Annotated in this window: 15 protein-coding genes, 4 tRNA genes and 1 pseudogene; 12 read left to right on the top strand and 8 right to left on the bottom strand. The window is 71.5% G+C overall.

Annotated elements, in window-relative coordinates; all coding sequences use genetic code 11:
* Nucleotides 1-116 precede the first annotated feature (116 nt).
* Together IPK37_18630 and IPK37_18625 are read right to left on the bottom strand one after the other, a co-directional pair.
* Nucleotides 117-1,541, bottom strand: a complete 1,425-nt coding sequence (locus tag IPK37_18630; protein QQS00768.1) for a ribonuclease D — start codon at nt 1,539-1,541, stop codon at nt 117-119.
* A gap of 27 nt (nt 1,542-1,568) precedes the next feature.
* The gene (locus tag IPK37_18625) at nt 1,569-2,150 is read right to left on the bottom strand and encodes a DUF3000 domain-containing protein (GenBank protein ID QQS00767.1); all 582 of its coding nucleotides are present in this window, start codon (nt 2,148-2,150) and stop codon (nt 1,569-1,571) included.
* A 99-nt stretch (nt 2,151-2,249) separates the two neighbouring features.
* Here IPK37_18625 and hemE point away from each other — a divergent pair, with 99 nt between their 5' ends.
* From hemE to IPK37_18610, 3 genes are all read left to right on the top strand, one after another.
* Nucleotides 2,250-3,377 carry a uroporphyrinogen decarboxylase gene (gene hemE, locus IPK37_18620; protein QQS00766.1) on the top strand — a complete coding sequence of 376 codons (1,128 nt, stop codon included), beginning with the start codon at nt 2,250-2,252 and terminating at the stop codon, nt 3,375-3,377.
* A gap of 31 nt (nt 3,378-3,408) precedes the next feature.
* Nucleotides 3,409-4,719 (top strand): cation:proton antiporter, encoded by a 1,311-nt coding sequence (locus tag IPK37_18615; protein ID QQS00765.1) that lies wholly within the window; start codon nt 3,409-3,411, stop codon nt 4,717-4,719.
* A 73-nt stretch (nt 4,720-4,792) separates the two neighbouring features.
* Nucleotides 4,793-5,497 carry a chlorite dismutase family protein gene (locus IPK37_18610; GenBank protein ID QQS00764.1) on the top strand — a complete coding sequence of 235 codons (705 nt, stop codon included), beginning with the start codon at nt 4,793-4,795 and terminating at the stop codon, nt 5,495-5,497.
* Nucleotides 5,498-5,506: 9 nt separating this feature from the next.
* Here the strand turns inward: IPK37_18610 and IPK37_18605 are convergent, their stop codons facing one another.
* Entirely contained in the window at nt 5,507-5,788 is a 282-nt protein-coding gene (locus IPK37_18605) for a hypothetical protein (GenBank protein QQS00763.1), read from the bottom strand.
* 171 nt (nt 5,789-5,959) lie between these two features.
* Nucleotides 5,960-6,376 (bottom strand): peptide-methionine (R)-S-oxide reductase MsrB, encoded by a 417-nt coding sequence (gene msrB / locus IPK37_18600; protein QQS00762.1) that lies wholly within the window; start codon nt 6,374-6,376, stop codon nt 5,960-5,962.
* Between the two features lie 23 nt (nt 6,377-6,399).
* Here msrB and IPK37_18595 point away from each other — a divergent pair, with 23 nt between their 5' ends.
* Nucleotides 6,400-7,455, top strand: coding sequence for an ATP-dependent DNA ligase (locus IPK37_18595; protein QQS00761.1), 1,056 nt, complete (start codon nt 6,400-6,402; stop codon nt 7,453-7,455).
* Here IPK37_18595 and IPK37_18590 read toward each other — a convergent pair.
* The gene (locus tag IPK37_18590) at nt 7,442-8,506 is read right to left on the bottom strand and encodes an ATP-dependent DNA ligase (GenBank protein ID QQS00760.1); all 1,065 of its coding nucleotides are present in this window, start codon (nt 8,504-8,506) and stop codon (nt 7,442-7,444) included. The two genes, IPK37_18595 and IPK37_18590, sit on opposite strands and share 14 nt — an antisense overlap.
* Before the next feature lie 117 nt (nt 8,507-8,623).
* Between IPK37_18590 and IPK37_18585 the strand changes: the two genes are divergently transcribed.
* Both IPK37_18585 and IPK37_18580 read left to right on the top strand, forming a co-directional pair.
* Nucleotides 8,624-9,784, top strand: coding sequence for an alpha/beta fold hydrolase (locus IPK37_18585; protein ID QQS03007.1), 1,161 nt, complete (start codon nt 8,624-8,626; stop codon nt 9,782-9,784).
* 134 nt (nt 9,785-9,918) lie between these two features.
* The gene (locus IPK37_18580) at nt 9,919-10,854 is read left to right on the top strand and encodes a polyphosphate kinase 2 family protein (GenBank protein ID QQS00759.1); all 936 of its coding nucleotides are present in this window, start codon (nt 9,919-9,921) and stop codon (nt 10,852-10,854) included.
* Between the two features lie 10 nt (nt 10,855-10,864).
* Here IPK37_18580 and glgX read toward each other — a convergent pair whose 3' ends face one another.
* On the bottom strand, nt 10,865-13,219 hold the full coding sequence (gene glgX, locus IPK37_18575) for a glycogen debranching protein GlgX (protein QQS00758.1): 2,355 nt from the start codon (nt 13,217-13,219) through the stop codon (nt 10,865-10,867).
* A 411-nt stretch (nt 13,220-13,630) separates the two neighbouring features.
* Between glgX and IPK37_18570 the strand changes: the two genes are divergently transcribed.
* The 4 genes from IPK37_18570 (at nt 13,631) to IPK37_18555 (ending at nt 14,530) form a co-directional block, all read left to right on the top strand.
* A tRNA-Gly gene (locus IPK37_18570) sits at nt 13,631-13,703 on the top strand.
* A gap of 37 nt (nt 13,704-13,740) precedes the next feature.
* A tRNA-Cys gene (locus tag IPK37_18565) sits at nt 13,741-13,814 on the top strand.
* A 7-nt stretch (nt 13,815-13,821) separates the two neighbouring features.
* Nucleotides 13,822-13,898, top strand: a tRNA-Val gene (locus tag IPK37_18560).
* Between the two features lie 413 nt (nt 13,899-14,311).
* On the top strand, nt 14,312-14,530 hold the full coding sequence (locus IPK37_18555) for a ribbon-helix-helix protein, CopG family (protein ID QQS03006.1): 219 nt from the start codon (nt 14,312-14,314) through the stop codon (nt 14,528-14,530).
* Nucleotides 14,531-14,760: 230 nt separating this feature from the next.
* Here IPK37_18555 and IPK37_18550 read toward each other — a convergent pair.
* Together IPK37_18550 and IPK37_18545 are read right to left on the bottom strand one after the other, a co-directional pair.
* Nucleotides 14,761-15,030: pseudogene (locus IPK37_18550) on the bottom strand (polysaccharide deacetylase family protein).
* On the bottom strand, nt 15,023-15,793 hold the full coding sequence (locus tag IPK37_18545) for a hypothetical protein (protein QQS00757.1): 771 nt from the start codon (nt 15,791-15,793) through the stop codon (nt 15,023-15,025). Before IPK37_18545 ends, IPK37_18550 begins: the two are co-directional and overlap by 8 nt.
* 109 nt (nt 15,794-15,902) lie before the next feature.
* On the opposite strand from IPK37_18545, the gene IPK37_18540 reads away from it, so the two are divergent.
* Both IPK37_18540 and IPK37_18535 read left to right on the top strand, forming a co-directional pair.
* Nucleotides 15,903-16,352, top strand: a complete 450-nt coding sequence (locus IPK37_18540) for a TIGR02611 family protein (GenBank protein ID QQS00756.1) — start codon at nt 15,903-15,905, stop codon at nt 16,350-16,352.
* A 57-nt stretch (nt 16,353-16,409) separates the two neighbouring features.
* Nucleotides 16,410-16,486, top strand: a tRNA-Val gene (locus IPK37_18535).
* Nucleotides 16,487-16,491 lie beyond the last annotated feature (5 nt).

Here is a 16,491-nt window from a genome sequence, read left to right as displayed (position 1 = left end):
CGGTAACGGATGTGCCATGGCTAGCGGGGTGGCGTTCGTCTCAGCCCCGCGCTGGGGCCATGACCTCGGACGTCGTACGTCGTACGTCGTGGGCCGTGCGTCGTCGTAGGTCGTGGTCAGCTGTGCTCGGCCAGGGCGGCCACGATCGCGGGGGCCGCCACGTCGATCTGCCACGGCCGGGCCCCCCGCTCGGCCAGCGCGGCCCGCACGGCGTCCTCGGTGCCGGGCGGCGGCGTCCACAGGACGCGCCGCAGGGTGTCCGGGGACAGGACGTTCTCGACGGGCACCCGGTGCTCTGCGGAGAAGGCCTGCAGGTGGGCCCGCACGGCGGTCAGGCGGGCGGCGGCCACGGGATCGCGATCCGCCCAGGCCCGCTGGGGTGGCGGCGCGTCGGAGGGCAGGCTCGCCGGCGGAAGCTGGTCGTCGGGTAACCCCAGCGCCGTGGTCACGGCGGCCAGCCAGGCCGAGGCGTAGCGCCGCGCGGCCCGGTTGGGGGTCGCGGTGCCGACGGCGCCCAGCGAGTTCGGTGCGGCCTGCGCGATCTCCAGGAGCGCGGCGTCGGGGATGACCCGACCCGGGGAGACATCGCGGGTCCTGGCGACGTCGTCGCGGGCGTACCAGAGCTCTCGCGCCACGGCCAGCACGCGCCGGCCCCGCAGCCGGTGCAGACCCGAGAGGCGCCGCCACGGGTCGATCCGCGGTGGCGGACCGGTGAACGAGGTCAGGGCCGCGAACTCCTGCCGGGCCCACTCCAGCTTGCCCTGCTGCTCCAGGTCGGCCTCGATGGCGTCGCGCAGCTCGATGAGCACCTCGACGTCGAGCGCGGCGTAGCGCAGCCACGGCTCGGGCAGCGGGCGGGTCGACCAGTCGACGGCGGAGTGCTCCTTGGCGAGCGTGACCCCGAGGTAGTGCTCGAGCACCGCCGCAAGGCCCACCCGCGGCTGGCCGGCCAACCGGGCCCCCAGCTCGGTGTCGAAGAGCGCGGTGGGGGACAGGCCCACTTCGGCCAGGCACGGCAGGTCCTGGGAGGCGGCGTGCACGACCCACTCCACGTCGGTGATCGCCCGCGCCACCGGGGCGAGGTCGGGGCAGGCCACGGGGTCGATGAGCACGGTCGAGGCACCCTCGCGACGAAGCTGCACAAGATAGGCGCGTTGCCCGTAGCGGTAGCCCGAGGCGCGCTCGGCGTCGACCGCGACGGGTCCGGTGCCGGCGGCCAGGGCGGCCGCCGCCTCCGCCAGCGGCCCCTCGTCCTCGATGACGTCGGGGATCCCGTCCGCGGGGAACTCGATCAGCCGCGGCATCCCCAGATCCTCGGGGGTGGCATCGACCGGGATGGGGTCGGACGCCGGCTCGGGAGCGTCCTGCGGCGGTGGCGTGTCGCGCTCGGCGCGGCGCCGGGCCAGTTCCTCGCGCACCCCAGCCCGGCTCGCTCGGGTGCGCCGACGCGACGACGTACCCGCCTGCCGCGGCGCCCGGCCGTCGGCGAGCTGCGCATCGGCCTCGCTCGGCGACGGGGCCGGATCGTCAAGGTGGCTCATACCGCCTACCAGGATGTCATGCGCCGCTCACCGGCGGATACCCGGCAGCGGCACGACGCCCTCCGGCAGGGGCGGCAGCCCCGCGATCGTGCACAACAGCTCGGTCCACAGCTCCAGGTGCGCGCGCAGATCCGTGCCCTCCACCGTCCAGGAGGCCCGCACCTCGAGCTCCGCGCTGCCCTCGCGCTCGGCGAGGCTGCCGAAGCTCTCCGAGACCACGCGGGTGACGGTGCCGCCCAGCGAGCGGTAGGGCGCCTCGGCCTCGTCCAACGCGTCCCGCAGCCAGGACCAGCCGACCTCCGAGAGCAGCGGGTCGGCGCCCATCTCCGGGTCCAGTTGGCACGTGGCGTAGGTGACCAGGCGCCACGCGCCGTCCCAGGCCTCGGGCTCGTCCGGGTCGTGGAGAACGATGAATCGCCCGGTGGCGATGGGGTCGTCGTCGCCTGGCAGCGTCACGTCGGCGGACAGGGCCGTGCTGTACGGCGCGATGCGCTGCGGCGCGGGGATCTCCAGGAGGGCGACCTCGGGCCGGGCACGCACCCCCGCCAGCGCCTCGACGCAGCGGTCGAACCGCTCGGGGACCCCACGGCGGGCCTGACGACTGGTCACGTGGAGCACCTTACGGCCGGGCACCGACGACGCCGAGGCACCACGCCGACGGGCCGCCCCCGCGGGCCCGCGGGGTGTTCGACCCTCCCGCGTGGGACGATGCGCTGCGTGACCGATTCGTCCCTTCCCTCGACCGTCGCGGGGCAGCCCACTCAGCCCACCCAGTCACCCCAGGCCGGCCACTCGCCGGCGGCCAACAGTCTCCTCCTGGCCGCTGCCCGGCGGCGCCCCGGCGCCCGACCGCCGGTCTGGTTCATGCGTCAGGCCGGTCGTTCGTTGCCGGAGTATCGCGCGATCCGCGAGGGGATCGCCATGTTGGAGTCCTGTCGGCGGCCCGAACTGGTCACCGAGATCACGCTGCAGCCGGTGCGGCGGCACGGCGTCGACGCGGCGATCTTCTTCAGCGACATCGTCGTTCCGCTGGCCGCGATCGGCGTCGACCTCGACATCGTGCCGGGCACCGGTCCGGTCGTGGCCGAGCCGGTGCGGTCCCGCCGAGACCTCGACCGGCTGGTGCCGTTGGAGCCTGGTCACGTCCCCGACATCACCGAGTCGGTGCGCCTCCTGGTGGCCGAACTCGGCACGACGCCGCTGATCGGCTTCGCGGGGGCGCCCTTCACGCTCGCGTCGTACCTGGTGGAGGGCGGCCCCAGCAAGAATCACGAGCGCACCAAGGCGCTGATGTACGGCGACCCCGAGCTCTGGCACGACCTGTGCGCACGGCTCGCCCAGATCTCCGGGGCCTTCCTCCGCGTGCAGGCCCAGGCCGGGGCGAGCGCCGTACAGCTCTTCGACTCCTGGGTGGGGGCGCTCCCGCTCGCCGATTACGAACGGTACGTCGCGTCCCACTCCGCAGCAGCCCTCGCCGCCGTCGCGGACCTCGGCGTTCCGCGCGTCCATTTCGGGGTGGGCACCGGTGAATTGCTCTCCGCCATGGGCGCGGCCGGCGCCGAGGTCGTGGGGGTCGACTTCCGGGTCCCGCTCGTCGAGGCGTCGCGTCGGATCGGCCCGACGTACGCCGTGCAGGGCAACCTCGACCCGGCGTACCTGTTCGCGCCCTGGGACGCGCTCGAGGAGCGGGTCCGAGCCATCGTGGCCGAGGGTCGGCGCACCCCCGGGCACATCTTCAACCTCGGCCACGGGGTGCTCCCGCACACCGATCCCGACGTGCTAACCCGCGTGGTCGAGCTGATTCGGTCGCTGGAGTCCGACGGCGGGGACGAGTGAGCGGCAACGGGCTCCCCGCAGCGGGGGCGCGATGAGCGTCGACCAGCTGTATCTGGTGGGCGGTCTCGCCCTGTTGTTGGCCGTCGTGCTGCCGATCCTGCTCAAGCGGGTCGCCCTCTCAGCCCCCATCGTCCTCGTCGTCGTGGGACTAGGCCTTGGCTCCCTCACGTTGCCGCAGGGATTCAACCTCGACCCGACCGCGAACCGGCCGGCGATCGAGCACCTGACCGAGCTCACCGTCATCGTGGCGCTGATGGGGGTCGGCCTGGCGCTGGACCGGCCGCTGTCGCTGAAGTCCTGGGCGTCGTTTCGGCGCTGGCACACCACCTGGCGGCTGCTGGCGATCGGCATGCCGCTGGCGATCCTTGGCACCTATCTGCTCGGCACGTGGGTGCTCGGACTGGGCGCCGCTTCGGCCCTGCTGTTGGGCGCGGCCCTGGCGCCCACCGACCCGGTCCTGGCGGCCGACGTCCAAGTCGAGGGGCCGACGACCGAGGAACTCGACGACATCGGGGAGCGCGACGAGGTGCGGTTCGCGTTGACCTCCGAGGCGGGGTTCAACGACGCGCTCGCCTTCCCGTTCGTCTACGCCGCGATCTTCCTCGCCGAACACCAACAGCTCGGCGACTTCGTGCTCCATTGGCTGTCCTGGGAACTCGTGGGCAAGACCGTGCTGGGGGCGGCCGTCGGGGTGGCCTGTGGGTGGGGACTGGGGCGGTTGGCCTTCCACGGCCACGACACGCTGCGCCTGGCCGAAAAGGGGGAGCCGTTGCTCGCCCTGGCGGCCACCTTCGTCGCCTACGGCCTCGCCGAGGTCGTCGGGGGGTGGGGGTTCCTCGCCGTCTTCGCGTGCGCCCTGTCCATCCGGGGCATGGAGCGGGGCCACGACTACCACGCCGAGATGCACGATCTTGTCGAGCAGATCGAACTCCTGCTCACGCTGCTCGTCCTGCTGCTGCTCGGGGTGTCCTTCGCGGATGGTCTCCTCGCCCACCTCGACTGGCCCGGTTTCCTGGTCGCGCTTCTGGTGTTGTTCGTGATCCGCCCGCTGACCGCCGGGCTCGCGCTGGTGGGCAGCGACCGGCACGCGCACCGCGAGGGGGAGGTGGGACTGGGCCCCCGCGAGCGGGTCGTCGCGGCGTTCTTCGGCGTGCGGGGCATCGGGTCGATCTACTACCTGTCCTACGCCTTTGGAGCGGCAACCTTCCCCGAGAAGTCCTACCTGTGGTCGGTGGTCGGCGCGACGATCCTGCTGTCCGTCCTCGTGCACGGCGTCCTCGCCACGCCCGCCATGCGCTGGGTGGAGGCCAAACGCGCGGAGCAGCACAGCGACACGGTGTGACCGGTGACGGCGTGGCACCGTCACGCCGTGGGCGACGTGAGCCGTCGCCAGGTGACCTGACAGGATGGCGGGCATGACCGAGACCCGTCCCTCCGCAGGTGAGCTGCGCGCCCTCAACGACACGATCCGCTACGCCATGTGGTCGGTGTTCGCCGCGACGGTTCCGCTGGGCGACGACCGGGGCCCCATCGAGGCGGAACTGACGGACTTCATCGCCGGGGTCGAGGCCGACGGCGTGGTGGTCCGCGGGCTGTACGACGTCGCCGGGCTGCGCGCCGACGCCGACCTCATGATCTGGTGGCACGCCGAGACGATCGAGCAGGTCCAGGCCGCCTACCAGGCCTTCCGCCGGACCCGGCTCGGTCGCCACCTCGAGCCGGTCTGGTCGGTCGCGGCGCTGCACCGGCCCGCGGAGTTCAACAAGGGCCACGTCCCGGCGTTCATGAAGGGCGAGGAGGCGCGCGGCTACCTGTGCGTGTACCCGTTCGTGCGCAGCTACGACTGGTACGTCATCGGCGAGGACGAACGCCGCACCATGCTCTCGGAGCACGGGATGATGGCGCGCGACTACCCCGACGTGCGGGCCAACACGATCGCCTCGTTCGCCCTCAACGACTACGAGTGGGTGCTCGCCTTCGAGGCCGACGAGCTGCATCGGATCGTCGACCTCATGCGGCACCTGCGCGGCTCGAAGGCTCGGCTGCACGTGCGCGAGGAGACGCCCTTCTTCACCGGCCCCCGGCGCACGCCCGGCCAGATCGTCGCGTCCCTGCCGTAGCCGGCCGACTCAGAGCTGGCGCGCCATCAGGCGCAGCGCGTCCGCGGCGACGGACTTGCCGTCGTGGAATCCCATGTCCCACGGCGCGCCGGCGAACACCTGCTCGCTCGTCACGGGGCTGATGCGCTCGGCCGCGACACGCAGGATCTCCCGGCGGATGGCGTCGGCCTCGGACTCGAACAGGGACAGGCAACTGTCGACGACGTGGTTGGCGGCGTCGTGACCCAGTCCGGGTCCGCCGTCGTCGCCCGGCCGCTGGAGCACCTCCAACAGCAGGTCCCGCGTGATCATGCCCGTCCTCTTTCCTCGGGCCTCCCCGGCGGGGAGGCGTGCCAGGGCCGCAGCTGGCGCAGGGCCCCTGGCCCTATCGGCGAGGGAGCGGCGCAGGTGAGTCGGGCCGGCGAATCGGGGCGGGACGGAGGCCGATCGGCGGTCCGGCCCACGCCGGTGACTCACGACGGGTCAGGACTGGTCGGGGGCTAGGCGCAGACTGATGGAGTTGATGCAGTACCGCTGGTCGGTCGGGGTGTCGTAGCCCTCGCCCTCGAAGACGTGCCCCAGGTGACTGCCACATGCCGCGCAGCGGACCTCGACGCGGCGCATGCCGAGGGTGCGGTCCTCGACGTACTCCACTGCGTCCCCCGCGAGCGGCGCGTAGAACGAGGGCCAGCCGCAATGACTCGGGAACTTGGCATCGCTGCGGAACAACTCGGCGCCGCAGGCGCGGCAGGAGTAGACCCCCTCCGTCGTGGTATCGGTGTATTCGCCGACGCCGGGGGGTTCGGTGTCGGCCCGCCGCAGCACCTGGAACTCCTGCGGGGTGAGCAGCTCGGCCCACTCCGCGTCGCTGCGCCGGATCGGATAGGTGTGCTCCGTCATGGGGCTCACCGTACGCTGCGGCCATGGCAGATCCCGCGGTGACATTGGAGATCGAGGGCCCGGGCGACGCCGCACGGCGGGTCCGGCTGACCAACCCGGACCGGCCCGTGTGGCCGGACGAGGGGATCAGCAAGGCCGACCTCGCCGAGTACCTGCTGGCCGTGCGGGAGCCGTTCCTGCGGGCGGTGGGGGACCGACCCGTGACGTTGCAGCGCTATCGCGGGGGCGTGACGGGCGAGGAGTTCTATAGCAAGAACCCGCCGAAGGGTCTGCCGGATTGGGTGCGCACGGTGGAGTGCGTCTATCCCTCGGGTCGGCGCCACAGCCAACTGGTCATCGACGAGATCGCGGCGGCGGTCTGGGCGGTGCAGATGGGCACGGTCACCTTTCACCCCTGGCCCGTGCGCGGCGACGACAACGACCTGGTCGACGAGGTGCGGATCGACCTCGATCCGCAGCCCGGCACGGGCTATCCGGAGGCGGTGGAGGCCGCCGGGGCGCTGCGCGAGCTCATGGCCGAGCTGGGGCTGGTGGCGTGGGCCAAGACCAGCGGGAACCGCGGCGTGCACGCCTACAGCCGCATCGAGCGCACCCACGAGTTCCTCGACGTGCGGCACGCCGTGATCGGGATCGCCCGCGAATTGGAGCGCCGGCTGCCCGATCTCGTCACCACCGCGTGGTGGAAGGAGGAGCGCGGGGCGCGCCTCTTCGTCGACTACAACCAGGCCAACCGGGATCGCACGATCGCCTCCGCCTACAGCCCGCGGCCGCTGCCGGGCGCGCCCGTGTCGATGCCCCTGCCGTGGGGTCGGCTGGCCGACGTGGCGCCGCGCGACTTCACCGTGCGCACCGTGCCGGGCATCGTCGCGTCCGACGGGGACGCGTGGGCGGCCATTGCGGACGCCGGGAACGTGGGCCGGATCGACGCCGCCCTGGCGCTCTGGGACGCGGACGTCGAGCGGGGGCTGGGGGAGCTGAACTTCCCCCCGGACTTCCCGAAGATGCCGGGGGAGCCGCCGCGGGTGCAGCCCAGCAAGAAGAACGCCGCCAACTGGGAGGGCGACGTCAAGATTCGGTGAGGACCTCGCCGAGGTCGTACGCCGGGGCACGGTCGATCTGGTCCAGGGTGCAGGAGCGCGGCTCGCGGTCGGGGCGCCACCGCAGGAACTGTACGGCGTGCCGGAACCGCCAGCCCTCCAGCTGGTCGAAGGCCACCTCCACCACCCGCTCGGGGCGCAGCGGCACGAAGGAAACGTCCTTGTTGGCGGAGAACCGCGACCGGTCCGTGGCGGCCCTCGCGATGGCTCCGTCGGCGTCCCGCACGACCAGCGGCTCCAGTTCGTCGATGAGCTCCCGGCGCCGTTGGGTCGTGAACGCGGCGATGCCGCCGACGTTGAAGACGCGCCCGTCGTCGCCGTACAGCCCGAGCAGCAGCGACCCGACGCCCGTCCCGGAGGTGTGCACTCGGTAGCCGACCACGACGGCCTCGGCGGTGCGCTTGTGCTTGATCTTGAAGAGGGTGCGCTTGCCGGGTGCGTACGGGGCGTCGAGGGGCTTGGCCAGCAGCCCGTCGAGTCCGGCGCCCTCGAAGCGGGCGAACCAGTCCCGGGCGCGGTCGACGTCGCGCGTCACGCGGGTCAGGTGCAGGCCGTGACCGCGCGGGACGTCCGCGAAGAGCGCCTCCAAACGGCGCCGCCGATCCTCGAATCGCGCGGCCATCAGCGATTCGTCGCCCACCGACAGCAGGTCGAACGCGACCACCTCCGCCGGCGTCTCCACGGCGAGCTTCGCGATCCGCGACGCCGCCGGGTGGATCCGCTGGGCCAGCCGCTCCCAGTCCAGCCGTTGGGCGCCCGGCTCGCCCTGCCGTACGACGATCTCCGCGTCGAGCGCGCACCGGGCGGGCAAGGCCTTCCGGGCGCGCTCGACCACCTCGGGGAAGTACCGGGTGAGCGGCTTCTTGCCGCGGCTGGCGAGTTCGACGTCGGCGCCGTCCTTCAGCACCAGGCAGCGAAATCCGTCCCACTTGGGCTCGTAGAGCAGCCCGCCGGGCACCGCGTCGGGCTCCGGTACCTGCGCGACGGCCTTGGCGAGCATGGGCTCCAGCGGGAGCGCGAAGGGGACGTCCATAGCCGCCATTGTGCGCGGCGCGACGCCGCCGCCGCGTTCGGTCCCGCGTCGGGCGGCTGAGAGGATGGGCGCGTGAAGGAGCGCAACCTCGTGCCCACCGTCGGCGGGCGTCGCTCGATGGCCGCGGCAGCCGGCCTGACCGGCGGCGTGATGGCCGGCTCGGCGGCGGCACTGACGCTGGCCTCGTACGTGCTTCGGCGTCTGGTCACCCCGGAGCGGGACCGCTCGGACAACGTGGAGATCCTGGCCGTGTCGCTGGACGAGACGGGCGACACCGTCGCGCTCGGCCGCACCGAGGAGACCGTGGCGCCGGGGCGGTACGGCATGTGGCTGCACGGCGGCCGCGGCCACGTGCGGCTCGGCGACATCGTGGCGGAGGACCTGGAGGCGGACGCCGTCACCCGCGTCGTCGAGAAGGTCGACGCCGGCTCGCTGCGGCCGGGCCCAGCGCGCTGGAACGGCTACTACTACGGCGGCGACCCGCGCCAATCCCTCGGCCTCGACTTCAGCGACGTGCTCATCCCGGGCCCGCTGGGAGACATGCCGGCCTGGCTCATCCCCGGCGCCGCAGAGGCGTCCGGGACCGGGGCGCGGTGGGCCGTGCTCGTGCACGGCCGCGGCGCCCTGCGCGGCGAATGCCTGCGGGCCGTGCCGGTGCTGCACCGGCTCGGCATCACCTGCCTGGTCGTCGGCTACCGCAACGACGAGGACGCGCCGTCCAGCGGCGACCGCCGCTACGCCCTGGGCCTGGCCGAGTGGGCTGACGTGGACGCGGCCCTGCGGTGGGCGCAGGACCGGGGCGCCCGGCGGGTGACCTTGTTCGGGTGGTCCATGGGCGGGGCGATCGTGCTGCAGACGCTGAGCCGCTCGGCGGCGGCGCCCCAGCTGGTCGACCGGGTGGTCCTGGACGCGCCGGTGGTGGACTGGAACGACGTGATCCGGCACCACCTGCGCCTCGGCCGGATGCCCGTAGGAATGGCGAGCGTCGCGGTCCGCGTGCTGCGGTCGACCGGGGCCAGGCACCTCGTCGGTCTGGACACCCCCCTGGACGTGGCGGAGACCAACTGGACCGCGCGCGCCCGCGAGTTGAAACATCCCACGTTGCTCATCCACTCGGTGGACGACGAGTTCGTTCCCGTCGGGCCGTCCGTGGCGCTCGCGCGCTCGCGCGCCGGGCTCGTCCGCTACGTGCGGTGGACCGTGGCGCGGCACACGAAGGAATGGAATACCGATCCAGACCGGTGGGACCGCGTCGTCACCGAATTCCTCGAGGACTGAGGCGCCCACGGGGTCGGTTTCGCAGGGCGTCCCTCGCCAAGGCCTCGCCGGGGGGCGTGACCAGGGCTCGAGTTCGGCGCGCCACCCGCCCCCGTTCGCCGTACGTTTTCCCTGGTTCGGTGCCATGATGCCCCATGGCGAAAAACAAGAAGGGCTCCGACAAGAAGTCTCGTGGCGACCCCGACAAAGCCGCAAAGGCGGCCAAGAAGGCCGCCAAGGCGGGTCGCGACGACCTCGCCGAGCAGATCTGTTCGGCGCTGCGGGTGGGGCCGGGCTTCGATCTCGCCAAGGTCGCCACCGGCTCGACGCCGGGATTCACCGGGGACCAGGCCGAGGGGGACCAGGCGCTGGCCGCCTCCGCCGAGGAGGTCGCCACGCTGCAGGAACGCCTGTACGCCGAGTCCAAGGCCGGCGGGCAACGCAGCCTGCTGCTCATCATCCAGGGGCTCGACACCTCGGGAAAGGGCGGCATCATGCGCCATGTCGTGGGGCTGCTCGATCCGCAGGGCGTGCAGATCACGGCCTTCAAGGCGCCCACCCGTGAGGAGCGCAGCCACCCGTTCCTGTGGCGCATCCGACGGGCGCTGCCCACGCCCGGGATGATTGGGGTGTTCGACCGGTCGCAGTACGAGGACGTGCTGATCGTGCGCGTGCACAACCTCGTCCCCCCGTCGACGTGGTCGCGTCGGTATGCCCAGATCAACGCGTTCGAGAAGTCCGCCACCGACAAGGGCATCCGCATCGTCAAGGTGATGTTGCACATCGGCTCGCAAGAGCAGAAGGCACGCCTCGCCGAGCGGCTGGAGCGGCCCGACAAATACTGGAAGTTCAACCCGGGCGACATCGACGAGCGGATGCGGTGGAGCGATTACATGGCGGCCTACCAGGCCATCATGGACAAGACCGCGACGGACTACGCCCCGTGGTACGTCGTGCCGGCGGACCAGAAGTGGTACGCCCGGCTCGCCGTACAGAAGATCCTGCTCACCGAGCTGCGCGCCATGGATCCCCAGTGGCCGGCGGCCGACTTCGACATCGCCGAGCAGCAGAGCCGGCTCGCCGCGACCTGACGCCCCCGCGTCAGATCGTCGGCCGGGCCTGGCGCTTGCGGGGCGCGCCCGGCGGCGTCGCCTTCTTGGTCGGGGTGCTGGCGGGGCTCTTCATGGGGCTCTTGGCCGCACGCTTCCTCGGCTCCGGCCGCGGCGGGGTCTGCGGCTCGGGCTGCTTCTGCTCCTCGGGGGCGCCCGGCAGGGCGGAGGAGGTGGCCTGCGCGGTCGCGAGTTCCTCGACCTCGTCTGGCGCCGGCGGCAGCGGCGTGCTGTGCAGCACCAGCACCGACCGGCCGGCGACGGCCACGCTGTCGCCGGGCGCGATGAGGGCCGCCGTCGGGTCGGGCAGCCCCTTGGCCAGGGCCGTGTTGATGGCGACGCGCCAGCGCAGGTTTTCGTGCTCGAGGTGGCGCGGCACGGAGAACTCGACCGCGTCGCTGTGCGCGTTGAACATGAGGATGAAGTCGTCGTCGCGGACGCGCCGACCCAGGGCGTCGGGGGAGAGGATCCCGTCGCCGTTGAGGAAGACGGCCAGGGTGCGGGCGTAGCCGGTCTGCCAGTCCTCCTCGCGCATCTCCGAGCCGTCGACGGCCAGCCACACGATGTCGCGCAGTTCGGACTCGCCACCGTGGTCGGCGCTGCCCTTGAAGAAGCGCCGGCGCCGGAAGACCGGGTGCTCCATCCGCAGCTTGATGAGTGCGCGGGTGAACTCGAGGAGGTTCTCCTGGTCCCGCGACAGCTCCCAGTCGATCCAAGCGATGCTGTTGTCCTGGCAGTAGACGTTGTTGTTGCCGCCCTGGGTGCGGCCGAGTTCGTCGCCGTGCGCCAGCATGGGCACGCCCTGGCTGAGCATCAGGGTCGTGAGCATGTTGCGGATCTGCTGGCGGCGCAGCGCCTGGATCGAGGTGTCGTCGGTCGGCCCCTCGGCGCCGCAGTTCCAGGACCGGTTGTGGCTCTCGCCGTCGCAGTTGCCCTCGCCGTTGGCGGCGTTGCGCTTCTCGTTGTAGGAGACGAGGTCGCGCAGCGTGAACCCGTCGTGCGCGACGATGAAGTTGACCGAGGCGATGGGGCGCCGTCCGGAATGGGCGTAGAGGTCGCTGGATCCCGTGAGCCGCGAGGCGAATTCGGACAGCGCCGCGGCCTCCCCGCGCCAGTAGTCGCGCACGGTGTCGCGGTACTTGCCGTTCCATTCGGTCCACAGCGGCGGGAAGTTGCCGACCTGGTAGCCGCCGTCGCCGAGGTCCCAGGGTTCGGCGATGAGCTTGACCTGGCTGATCACCGGGTCCTGCTGGATGAGGTCGAAGAACGCCGACAGCTTGTCGACCTCGTGGAACTGCCGCGCCAGCGTGGCGGCGAGGTCGAACCGGAACCCGTCAACGTGCATCTCCGTGACCCAGTAGCGCAGGCTGTCCATGATGAGCTGCAACACGTGGGGGTGCCGCATGAGGAGGCTGTTCCCGGTGCCGGTCGTGTCGTAATAGTGCTCCTTGGCGTCGTCGACGAGCCGGTAGTACGCGGCGTTGTCGATCCCGCGGAAGCAGATCGTCGGGCCGAACTCGTTGCCCTCGGCGGTGTGGTTGTAGACCACGTCGAGGATGACTTCGATGCCGGCCTCGTGGAGCGCCTTGACCATGGACTTGAATTCGGTGACCTGCTGGCCGAGTTGGCCGGTGGCCGAGTATTCGTTGTGCGGCGCGAGGAAGCCGATCGTGTTGTAGCCCCAGTAGTTGCGTAGCCCTTTCTCCGCGAGGTGGGTGTCCTGCACGAACTGGTGCACCGGCAGCAGCTCAAGCGCCGTCACCCCCAGCTCCTTGAGGTAGGCGACGATCGCGGGGTGGGCGATCGCGGCGTACGTCCCGCGGATCTCCTCTGGCACCTCGGGGTGCGTCATCGTCAGGCCCTTGACGTGGGCCTCGTAGAACACCGTGTCGTGGTACTCGTGCCGCGGCGGCCGGTCGTGCCCCCAGTCGAAGAACGGGTTGATGACGACGGCCAACATCGTGTGGCCGAGCGAGTCGTCGTTGTTGTGCACCTCCGGTGCCGCGAACCGGTAGGCGAACAACGATTCGTCGCCGGTCAATTGGCCCGTGACGGCCTTCGCGTAAGGGTCCAGGAGCAGCTTGTTCGGATTGCAGCGGTGCCCGTTGGCGGGTTCGTACGGGCCGTGCACCCGGTAGCCGTAACGCTGGCCGGGCTGCAGGTTGGGCACGTAACCGTGCCAGACATACCCGTCGACCTCGGTCAGTTCCAGTCGTTCCTCGGCGCCCATCTCATCGATGAGGCACAGCTCGACGCGATGGGCGACCTCGGAGAAGAGTGCGAAGTTGACGCCCGAACCGTCGTACGTCGCGCCGAGGGGATACGCCCTGCCTGGCCAGATGTCCATGAACTCCCACTCCATCAATCCCGACCGGGCGCACCCGGCGGTCCCGTTCGTCAACGCGCCTGTCGCCGACCTGCGCTGGTCCGAGCAAGTCCTCGCTGCGGACCGCAGGCGGCGCCCACGGCGTGATGTCGAGACGGCGGACGGCGCTGTCACGGCCGCATCGGCGCGTCCAGTTTGACAGGCTCGCGGGGGGACCGAGGACAACCGCCACCGCGCACGGTGCCGTTTCCGGTCCTGCACCGCGCCTGAGCTGCCTCGACGGCAGGACGGTACGCCGTGTGCCGGCGCCGTCCGGTGGGGGTGCTTGGAGCGGGCGTTCACGGGTGCGAGAGAGGCGTGCCGGCGAGTTGGACGCGGGGCAGCGGATCGGTTAATGTCGGGGGGCACCCGCGGCCGCAGGTCGGGGGACATGCGGACATAGCTCAGTTGGTAGAGCACAACCTTGCCAAGGTTGGGGTCGCGAGTTCGAGTCTCGTTGTCCGCTCGGAGGCCACGGGCTCCCTGGGGGCACCGAGTTTCACGGTGGAGTGGCCGAGAGGCGAGGCAACGGCCTGCAAAGCCGTGTACACGGGTTCAAATCCCGTCTCCACCTCCACCCTCATGGGCGATTGGCGCAGGTGGCTAGCGCGCTTCCTTGACACGGAAGAGGTCACAGGTTCAAGTCCTGTATCGCCCACCAGCACGAAACGGCCCCTGGCCAGCGGAAACGCTAGCCGGGGGCCTTCCGTTTGAGGGCCTTCGTGTCGGATACGTGTCGGATCGACCTGGGCGTTTGTCGGCAGCCACGTCCCCCCGTGGAGCGTCGTGGCTTGGGCCCATGGCGCCTTCCGCTCCGTCCGTTGGGACGCTCGGGCTCGCGTGCCGTTGCTGCCCCCCGGTCGGCGTGGGGACAACGGTGGGGACACATCCGGGGACAACGTCGGGGACGAAGAGGCTCGCGGTTCGACTCCGGCGCGCGTGCAGGCGAAGCTCCCAACTCATCGCTCCGGCCCTTCGCCGTGCATCGGTGGCCCAGCTGAGGACGCTGGCCGTGCCGCGCCGTCAATTTTCGTTTACGATTCTGGTGTGCGCGAGGACGACGTCACTGACGAGATGATCGAAGGCTGGGCCGCCGAGGCCGAGGCCGGCTACGACGTGGACCAGCTCAAGCGTCGGGGACGCGGTCGGCCGGGGCGTGGCGCCGAACCGATGCAGGTGGTTGCCGTCCGACTGACGGCCGACGAACTGTTGGCGTTGGATGCGATGGCCGACCGGGAGCAGGTGTCGCGCTCGGAGGCAATTCGTCGAGCCCTCGCGGCGTACGCCGCGTGAAGGTCCACCCGAGCGCGCTGAAGCATGGGGTGTCGGTCGAGGACGCCACGCAGGCGGCGTACTGGTCGCAATGGATCGAACCGCTGGAGGACGAGGAATGGCCCCACCGGGAGCTTCGCCTCGGGTTCGACACGCAAGTTCACGGGTTGGCCCGAGAGCCGGCGCAGCAGAGCCGCCGTGGTGTCGATCTCCCAGCGCGCAGTGGCGGTGTCGAGCCGCGCGAGGTCCCGGTGATCCCAGGTGTGATTGGCCACCACCTGGCCGGTCTCGGCGGCCCGGCGCACCAGGTCGGGGTGGGCCTGCGCGTTCTGACCAAGCATGAACAGGGTCGCGGGCACCTTGGCGGCCGTCAGCTCGTCGAGCAGCTTGGCGGTGTAGGGCCCGGGCCCGTCGTCGTACGTCAGCGCCACGCACTTGCGACTCGCGCAGTCGACTGTGGCGTCGCCGCCAGGCGTGGCGGGACTGGACGCGGCCGGGTCGGACGCGCTGGGGCTAGTGATGGCCGGGGACGCCCCGCTGGTCGTGGGCGCGTCGGGCGCCGCGAAGCGGCCGGCGTACGGGCGTCCGGAGGTCAGTTCGGAGACGATCTCGCGGCCGCGGGCGGAGAGGTACGGCGCCAAGGTGGCCGCCGGCGGTGACGGTGAGATCCGTGAGGACCGTCTCCGCCTCGGGCGCCGGCATCGCCGTGCTGTCCGCGGGAAGCGAGGGCTTGGCGGCCGCGACGGCGGCGGCGGCGAGCTCGGACCGCTTGCCCGGCTCGATGAGGTCGGCGGAGGTGGCGGTCCAGGTCCCGCCCCCGTCGCCGTACCGCGTTTCGTGGTTGATCTGCCCCTTGGCCCCGGTCGGAACGAGATGGGTGAACCGGACCGCCGCGACGTTCCCGGCGGCGGCGACGATCTGCCCGTCGACGTGCAGTTCCGCGTCGCCGCGCGCCTCCGGCGGGTTGTCCTTGCGGTAGAGGGCGAGCTGGGCGCGGGCCGCCTTGGCCGCGGCCTCGTTGAGGGCTGTCGCGCCGGGTACGACGGGCCACCGCAGGAAGTAGAGGTGGTTGTCGGACTCCGAGGCCTCGTGGTCGAAGGTCACCCCGGGGAACACCAGCCCCGGGATGGTCGGGCCGGCCTGGAACGGTGTCGTCTCGGCGACGATTGTGATGCGCTCCCCAGACGAACTGGGCGGTGGCGCCCCGGCGTCTCCATTCGTCGAGCACGCCGCGAGCGACACGATCAGGGTGGCTGCGAGAACGGTACGGGACCAGCGATTCACGCAGGCAGCGTACGTGGGGGTCCGCGCCGCGCCTCGCAGCCCGCGCGGAGGTTCACGGCTTAGGGTTGCCCGGAACGCACGAGAGTGGCGTCCGAGGAGGAGCGTCGAGGTGGCGGGTCCTGACGAGCGACCGGACCTGCCGGGCCCGGACTGGGCCTGGCGGATCCGCCTGCACACGTGGCGCGAGCGGGTCCGGGCGACTCCGGCCACCCGCGCGGCGTACCGCTGGACCGTGGCCCTCGTCGGTCTCGTGATCGTGCTCGTGGGCGGGATCCTGATCCCCTTCCCGGGGCCGGGCTGGCTGATCGTGTTCCTGGGTGTCGGCGTGTGGGCCTCCGAATTCCATTGGGCGGGGAGACTGCTCGCGTTCGGGAGACGGCACCTGGATCGGTGGGTCGGGTGGCTGGCGCGGCAGGGGTGGGGCGTCCGGGGCCTCGTCGCGCTGGGCTGCTGGCTCGTGGTGATGGCGATGTTCTGGGTGCTGTTCCGCGTCACCGGCGTGCCCACCTGGTTGCCCGACGTGGCCGAGGACGCGCTCCGCCAGTACGCCTGGTTGTAGGGCGGGCTCGCGTTTGGACCGCCGCCCGGCGGGCCGCTAAGGTGGTCCAGCAGTCACGGACGTATAGCTCAGCTGGTTAGAGCGCTCGCTTCACACGCGAGAGGTCAGGGGTTCAAGTCCCTTTACGTCCACCATCCCC

The sequence above is a fragment of the Austwickia sp. genome (assembly GCA_016699675.1).
Taxonomy (GTDB): Bacteria; Actinomycetota; Actinomycetes; order Actinomycetales; family Dermatophilaceae; genus Austwickia.
Note: the sequence above shows the minus strand (reverse complement) of the source record. Positions and strands in the feature narration are given on the sequence as shown.